Below are 6,843 nucleotides of genomic sequence, written 5' to 3'. Positions count from 1 at the left end.
GCCCGCCCGGCCCGACGATGGCGAATTGCGTGGAGGCATCCGTCATGTCGGTGAGGGCAACGTCTTCCCGAAGGGCGTACCGGCCGACGTGCGCGCGGACCCGCGACGCGGAGCCGGGACCGCCGACGAGGAGGAGCCCTTCCGCGCCGAGGTGGTGCACGAAGAGCCGCTCGACGATCCGCCCCTTCGGCGAGGTGAGGACCGTCGGCTTCCCCTCGCCGGGCCGGAGCCCCTTGAGGTCGCCGGTGCTCAGCCGGTGGAGCAGGTCGAGCGCGTCGGCTCCCGTGGCGAGGATCCGTGCGAGGCTCGAACGATCCACGAGAGCGGAGGCGTCGAGCGCCGCGCGAAGCTCCGCCGCGGCGTCGCCGAAATGGGCGGGGCGCCCGAGGTCGGACTCGAACACGGCGCCTCGTTGCGAGTACGATTCCCTGAGAACGGCGTCCACGGCGGATCCTCCTGAGCGGGCGCCATTATAACGACCTCCCGCATCCCGGCCCCGCGCTCGCCTTGCCCCCATGCACGGTATGGGGCGAGAATGCGGGCCTCGCAGGAGTCGAGGAGGGCGCGCGCGTGGAGGGCCTGAGGCGGGACGCGGACCGGTTGGGGCCCGAGATCGTGGCCTGGCGGCGCCACCTGCACCGCCGACCCGAGCTGGGGTTCGAGGAACGCCTCACCGCAGCGTTCGTCGCGGAGCGCCTCCGCGGCCTCGGCCTCGAGGTCCGAACCGCGATCGCGCGCACCGGGGTCGTGGCGCTCCTCGCCGCGCGGAAGGGATCGCAGCCGCCGATCCTGCTCCGGGCCGACATGGACGCGCTGCCGATCCAGGAGGAGCCGGGACCGGAGTACGGGTCGGAGATTGCAGGGATCATGCACGCTTGCGGCCACGACGGGCACGTCGCGATGCTGCTCGGGGCCGCGTCGCTGCTCGCGTCGCGCCGCGAAGCGCTCTCCCGCGACGTCGCGTTCTGCTTCCAGCCGGCCGAGGAGGGGCTCGGCGGGGCCCGGCGGATGATCGAGGAGGGCGTGCTCGAGCTCACCGGGGCGCGCAGCGCCTTCGCCCTCCACTTGTGGACGCCGTACGCCGCCGGCACGCTCCACGTCCGCCCGGGCGCGATGATGGCCGCCCAGGACGAATTCGCGGCGACGGTGGCCGGGCGGGGAGGCCACGGGGCGGAGCCTCACCGCGCGGCGGACCCTCTGGTCGCGGCGGCCCAGGGGGTCGTCGGGCTCCAGACCGTGGTCTCGCGTTCCGTGGATCCCATGGATCCGGCGGTGTTGACCGTCGGCTCGTTCCACGCCGGGAGCGCGCCGAACGTGATCCCGGGCGAGGCGCGCCTGCACGGCACGCTACGCTCGTTTCGCGAGGAGGTGCGCGAGCTGCTGCGCGATCGCGTGCGCGAGGTCCTCGAGGGGACGTCCCGCGCGGGCGGATGCCGCGTCGACCTCGAGATCCGGCCGGGCTACCCGGTCGCGGTGAACGATGGAGCGGCGGTCGAGCGGATGATTCGCGCCGGAACCGCCGTGCTCGGTCCGGAGAACGTGATCGAGTCGCCGCCGCTCGCGGCCTCCGAGGACTTCGCGTATTTCCTGCGCGAGGTCCCCGGCGCGATCGCGCTCCTCGGCGCGGCTCTCCCCGGGCCCGGCCGGCCGCACCATTCCGCCGGCTTCGATTTCGACGAGTCCGTGCTGGCGAGGGGCGCGGAGATCCTCGCCCGCCTCGCCCTCGAGCCGTAGTCGACCCCGGGAGAGAGCGGAGTCCGGCCAGCCACCCGATGCGCGAACCTGTGCTAGCTTGCGGCGGCGTGGAGCGAGAGGTCTTCTCACCCGCGCGGTGGCTCCCCGGCCGGCATCTTCGGACCTTCGTCCCTTCCCTGATGGCGGCGCCGCGTCCGGACGGCCTGGACGAGATCCTCGACGTTTCCGTCGGGGAGGGGAGCGCGGTCCGCGTCCTTCTCAACCACCCCGCCGGAGCGGCGCGAGGGACCTTGCTGTTGGTCCACGGGCTAGGGGGGAGCGCCGACTCGCCGTACGTCCGGCGCACCGCCTGTCTCGCGCTCGCCCGCGGATGGGTCGTCGCCCGAATGAACCTCCGGAACTGCGGCGGGACCGAGGCGCTCGCCAGGACGCTCTACAACGGGGGACAGTGGAACGACGTGGGGCGGGTCCTCGAGGACCTCGACGCGGCCGCGCTGCCGCGACCCATCGCCGCGGCCGGGTTCTCTCTTGGCGGGAACCTGGTGCTGCTCTTCGCCGGGCGCGCCGCGGAGGGGAGCGCCGCCGACGCGGTGGCGGGAGTGAACCCGCCGGTGGACCTCGACGCATGCTGCCACGCGCTCGAGCGACCCTCGAACTTCCCGTACCAGGTGCACTTCAGCCGCCTCCTCTGCGGCCAGATCCGGCGGGTCCGGAGCGTCCGGCCGCTCCCGGGACCCGAGGCGACTTTCTGGCGCGTTCGCACGGTGCGACGCTTCGACCGGTTCTTCACGGCGCCGGACGCGGGCTACCGGTCGGCCGAGGCGTACTACGCGGCGTCCAGCGCAGGACCGCACCTGACGTCGGTGCGAGTCCCGGCCCTGATCCTCTCCGCGGCCGACGACCCGTTCGTGCCCGTCGAGACCTTCGCGCCCTATCGGAGCGCGCCCGGTGCCCGGCTCTCGTTCGCACACCCTGCGAAGGGCGGCCACCTCGGGTACTGGCAATCGCACGAGCCGCGGTTCTGGGCGGGGAAAGCGGTCCTCGATTTCTTCGAGGACGTCCTGCGTTTCTAGCCGGTCGGGTCGGCCCCCCCGGAATCGCGGAGCGCCTCGACGAACGCCGCCTTGGCCGCCTCGGCGGCCTTCGCGTACGCCTCCCGAAACGCGTGGGGAACGCGCACGGCCTTCGCGCGCGCGTCGCCGGCCCAGCCTTTCAACTGCTCGCGGGTCTCGCGACCCGACCCGGGCGCGGTCAGGTACGCGACCGCGGCGCCCGCCGCCGCCCCCGCGAGAAACGCGACCAGGAGATGCGCACCACCGTATCGGCTCGAATCGCTCATGGTGCCTCCACGGACGGACGCGCCGGGTCGTCCGCCTCCCGCTCCCCGCCGGCGGAGGAATCCGCGGCAGGGGGTTCGGTTTCGTCCCCCGTGGGCCAGAACACACGGATCCCCGCCGCGAGCGCTGGCCCGATCGCGCTCGCAACGGCAGCCGTCTTCCGAAGGGCGCCCTGAACGCTCCGGAGCGTCTCCCCGAGCGAGGCAACCGCCTCGACGGTTCCCCGGATCCTGACGACGCCCTCCTCGATCCCGGCGGCGGCCCTGTTGACCCGGCCCGCGGCTTCGTTCGCCTGATCGAGCGTCGCCCGGAGCCTCGGCCGCGTGTCGTCCAGGAACACCTCGAGGCTCTTCAACGTGGATCGGAGCTGGAGAAGCGGGGGGATGGCCACGCCCACGAGCACGGCCAGGAGGATGACGGCGACGACGACGAAGATCTCGATCACGCTCATCATCACCTCGCAGGGGGCACTTTACCAGAAAGCGGTGGGACCGGACGGCCGTCTTGCGAAGGCGGGTCCCGCCGGTAGGTCGGTCGTCCGTTTCGCGTTATCCTGCCGCCCGTGGGATGGTCACAGAGGCTCAAACCGGCATCCTCGCGGGGCACCCGACTCCTGCTGGCCGGTCTCCTGTGGTCCGTGACCGGGGCCGGCCTCCTGGCCGCGGGGATCTACTGGTCGCTCGCGGCGCCTCCGCTCCGCGCCACGGCGTTCCTCGCCGTCGCGGCGGCCGGAGGATGGGCGAAGGCGCGCTTCTTTCTGCGCCGGCGCGCCGAGAGGAACGCGGAGCGGATCCTCGCGTCCGAGGACGGGCGCTGCGCCGGTGCCGCGTTCTCCTGGAAGGCGTGGTCGCTCGTGCCGCTGATGATGGCGGCGGGGTTCGCGCTCCGCCATTCGGCGGCTTCGAGGCCATGGCTCGGGCTCGTTTACGTCGCGGTCGGCGTGGCGCTCCTGGTCGCGTCGGCCGTCAGCTGGCGGCACTGGGCGCGGCTCCGTGCCGCGCGGGCGGATGGGACGTCTTGAGCCGGCGCGAGGGCGCGGTCAGGACGGCGGAGCGCTGACACGCGGGGGCGGCCTTTGACCAGAAACGTGTTACTCGGGGGCATCGCAGGCGGTGTGGTCCTGTTCGTCTGGAGCGTGCTGGCCTGGACGCTCCTTCCGCTCCACCGATCCTCGCTGAGGACGCTGGGCGCCGAGAGCCGCGTGGTCGAGGCTCTCGTGCAAGCGAGGACCGTCGGCGGCCTCTACGTCATCCCGGGGCTACCCGACGCGTACGGGAAATCCGAGGAGGAACGGGCGGCCGCGCAGCGGGAGTGGGAGGATCGGGCCCTTCGCGGCCCGGTCGCGACCCTCGCTTACCACCCGGAAGGACGTTCCCCGGCCAGGATGTTCCGCCCGATGATGCGGGGGCTCGGCTTCGCCGTGGCGGCGGCTGTCTTCTCCGCGGTCGTGCTGAGACGCGCCAACATCGCGAGCCACGTCGGAAGAGTCGCGCTGGTCCTCGGCATGGGCCTGTTCGCGTGGATCCTCGGTCCGGCGATGCAGTGGAACTGGTTCGCCTATCCCGCGGACTACACCCTGTCGGTCCTCGTCGACACGCTGGCGGGATGGGCGATCGTGGGCGTCGTCCAGGCCGGCATCGTACGGCCCGCGTCGTCCTCGACCCACGCGGCCTGACTCCCCTCCGCGCCCCGCGTGACATTCCCGTCCGCGGACCTATATTTGGCCGGCGGAGGTCGGACGTGGCGGAGATTCTCCTCCTGGCGGAGGATCGCGAGCGGGCGGGGGGGATAAGAACCCTACTTCGGGAGGACGGGCACACCGTTCACTGGCAATCCACCGTCTCGGGCTGGCGCGACGCGGAGCGCGCGCTACTGCCCGAGCTGGTCGTGGCACCCGTCGGCTCGCCCGACCCCGTGCTCGAGGTCTCCGGCAGGCCGCCTCGTGGCTTTCCGGCACCGCTTCTCTTCGTCCACGGCGACTCGGATCTCTTCGCCGACGTACGATTGGACGAGCGCATCGTGGATCGGATCGGCAGCCCGTTCGGCGCGGAGGAGCTCCTCGCCCGCGTGGACGCGCTGGTCAAGGTCCGCCGGGTGGTTCTCTGGGGGGGGAACGAGCGGCCGGGGAGGAATCCCAGAAGAAGCGACGATCCCCCTGGGGCGCACGCGGGGTGGAAGGCGGTGGGCAGCCGCATCGGCGCGATCCTGTCCTCCCGCGTTCCGCGCTACGACAAGCCGATGGAGCCGTATCTCGAGGTCGCGTCGCTGGCGGCGGAATGGGCGGACCGGAGGGATGCGTTCGAGCCGGGGCACGCCGAAAGGGTCGCCGCGTTCTCGGCGATGATGGCGGACGAGCTGAACCTCGGAGACGGCGAGGCCGCCGCACTCCTGCGCGCCGCGATGCTCCACGACATCGGCAAGGTCGCTTTCCCGGTGGACATCCTGCGGCAGCGCGGACCCCTGGACGAGGAGCAGGCCCGGCTGATGCGCACGCACCCCGAGCGCGGCGCGGCGCTGCTCAGGGCCCTCGACAGCGACGAGGAGGTCGCGCGCGCGATCCAGTTCCATCACGAGCGCGCGGACGGGCAGGGCTACTACGGAAAGAGCGGCGCCGACGTGCCCCGCCTCTCGCGGGTGCTCGCCGTCGCGGAGGCCTTCGACGCGATGACGACCTCCAGGGTGCGGGCGACGCTCCCGATCGGGCGGGCGCGGGCGTTTCTCAAGGAGCAGCGAGGGGTGCAGTTCGACGCGGAATGCGTGGATGCCCTCCTCGAGGTCACGCGCCCTGCCGGAACGAGCTTCGAGATCTCGCGCACCTAGCACCCCACCCTCAGTCCCCGGCCACTCCCCCCGCGCGCGGCCGGAAGAGAACCGACGCCGCCACGGCAGCGGCCAGGATCCCGCACACGATCGACAGGGTCAGCCCCGTGGGGACGTCCACCCACCGGTCGACCAGCATTCTCAGACCGACGAGAACCAGCACCAGCGACAGGCCATGCCGCAGGAAGCGGAACTGCGTCATCATCGCGGCGAGGAGGAAGTACATGGCCCGAAGCCCCAGGATCGCCATCACGTTGCTCGTGTAGATGATGAACGGGTCCCGGGTGACGGCGAAGATCGCCGGGATCGAGTCGAGGGCGAAGACCAGGTCGGTGGTCTCCACGACGGCCAGGACGATCAGGAGCGGGGTCGCGTGCCAGCGTCCTCCCCGCCTCACCAGGAAGCGTGGGCCACGCTCCGCCGCGTCGACGGGGAGCAGCCGCTGGACGAGTCGTATCATGGGGTTGCGCTCCGGGTGCGGCGCCTCGTCCTTCTTGACCAGGAGTTGGACGCCGCTCCACAGCAGGAACGCCCCGAACAGGTACAGCACCCAGTGGAACATCGCCACCAGCGCGGCGCCAGCCACGATCAGCGTTCCGCGCATCAGAAGCGCGCCGAGGATCCCCCAATAGAGCACCCGGTGCTGGTGCTCCGCCGCCACGCGGAAGTACTGGAACACCACGACGAACACGAAGATGTTGTCGAAGGACAGAGCGCGCTCGATGACGTACCCGGTGAAGTACTCGAGCCCGGGCTGGTGACCGTACACGCGGACCACCAGCCATCCGAAGGCCAGGCCCACGGCGGTCCACACCACGTTCCAGAGCAGGGACTCCCGGAATCCCACGACGTGGGATTTCCGGTGGAGCACGCCGAGGTCCAGGGCAAGCAGCCCCAGGATCAGGAGGTTGAACAGCACCCACGCGGCGAGGCCGTGGCCGCCCAACAGGCTCATCGCTTCTCCACCCTCGGCGGGCGCGATGCTAGCACG

The 6,843-nt window shown here is 71.8% G+C and carries 9 protein-coding genes; 5 read left to right on the top strand and 4 right to left on the bottom strand.

The window, feature by feature from the left end; all coding sequences use genetic code 11:
• A partial coding sequence (locus tag LAO51_19415) for a hypothetical protein (GenBank protein MBZ5640912.1) occupies nt 1-517 on the bottom strand: 517 nt, incomplete at its 3' end.
• Nucleotides 518-570: 53 nt separating this feature from the next.
• Here LAO51_19415 and LAO51_19410 point away from each other — a divergent pair.
• Both LAO51_19410 and LAO51_19405 read left to right on the top strand, forming a co-directional pair.
• Nucleotides 571-1,734 carry an amidohydrolase gene (locus tag LAO51_19410; GenBank protein ID MBZ5640911.1) on the top strand — a complete coding sequence of 388 codons (1,164 nt, stop codon included), beginning with the start codon at nt 571-573 and terminating at the stop codon, nt 1,732-1,734.
• A gap of 38 nt (nt 1,735-1,772) precedes the next feature.
• The gene (locus LAO51_19405) at nt 1,773-2,768 is read left to right on the top strand and encodes an alpha/beta fold hydrolase (GenBank protein MBZ5640910.1); all 996 of its coding nucleotides are present in this window, start codon (nt 1,773-1,775) and stop codon (nt 2,766-2,768) included.
• Here LAO51_19405 and LAO51_19400 read toward each other — a convergent pair.
• On the bottom strand, nt 2,765-3,034 hold the full coding sequence (locus tag LAO51_19400) for a YtxH domain-containing protein (GenBank protein MBZ5640909.1): 270 nt from the start codon (nt 3,032-3,034) through the stop codon (nt 2,765-2,767). The two genes, LAO51_19405 and LAO51_19400, sit on opposite strands and share 4 nt — an antisense overlap.
• Nucleotides 3,031-3,483: a DUF948 domain-containing protein gene (locus tag LAO51_19395; protein MBZ5640908.1), complete on the bottom strand. Its 453-nt coding sequence runs from the start codon at nt 3,481-3,483 to the stop codon at nt 3,031-3,033. Before LAO51_19395 ends, LAO51_19400 begins: the two co-directional genes overlap by 4 nt.
• Before the next feature lie 111 nt (nt 3,484-3,594).
• Here LAO51_19395 and LAO51_19390 point away from each other — a divergent pair, with 111 nt between their 5' ends.
• The 3 genes from LAO51_19390 (at nt 3,595) to LAO51_19380 (ending at nt 5,852) form a co-directional block, all read left to right on the top strand.
• Nucleotides 3,595-4,053 carry a hypothetical protein gene (locus tag LAO51_19390; protein MBZ5640907.1) on the top strand — a complete coding sequence of 153 codons (459 nt, stop codon included), beginning with the start codon at nt 3,595-3,597 and terminating at the stop codon, nt 4,051-4,053.
• Between the two features lie 54 nt (nt 4,054-4,107).
• Complete coding sequence (locus tag LAO51_19385) at nt 4,108-4,707, top strand: hypothetical protein (GenBank protein MBZ5640906.1); 600 nt, start codon at nt 4,108-4,110, stop codon at nt 4,705-4,707.
• A gap of 65 nt (nt 4,708-4,772) precedes the next feature.
• The gene (locus LAO51_19380; GenBank protein MBZ5640905.1) at nt 4,773-5,852 is read left to right on the top strand and encodes an HD domain-containing protein; all 1,080 of its coding nucleotides are present in this window, start codon (nt 4,773-4,775) and stop codon (nt 5,850-5,852) included.
• A 10-nt stretch (nt 5,853-5,862) separates the two neighbouring features.
• Here LAO51_19380 and LAO51_19375 read toward each other — a convergent pair whose 3' ends face one another.
• Complete coding sequence (locus tag LAO51_19375) at nt 5,863-6,807, bottom strand: TerC/Alx family metal homeostasis membrane protein (protein MBZ5640904.1); 945 nt, start codon at nt 6,805-6,807, stop codon at nt 5,863-5,865.
• Nucleotides 6,808-6,843: the final 36 nt, after the last annotated feature.

The organism is Terriglobia bacterium (genome assembly GCA_020073205.1).
Lineage (GTDB): Bacteria > Acidobacteriota > Polarisedimenticolia > Polarisedimenticolales > JAIQFR01 > JAIQFR01.
The sequence above is the reverse complement of the archived record's forward strand: the minus strand, read 5'-3'. Positions and strand labels throughout refer to the sequence as shown.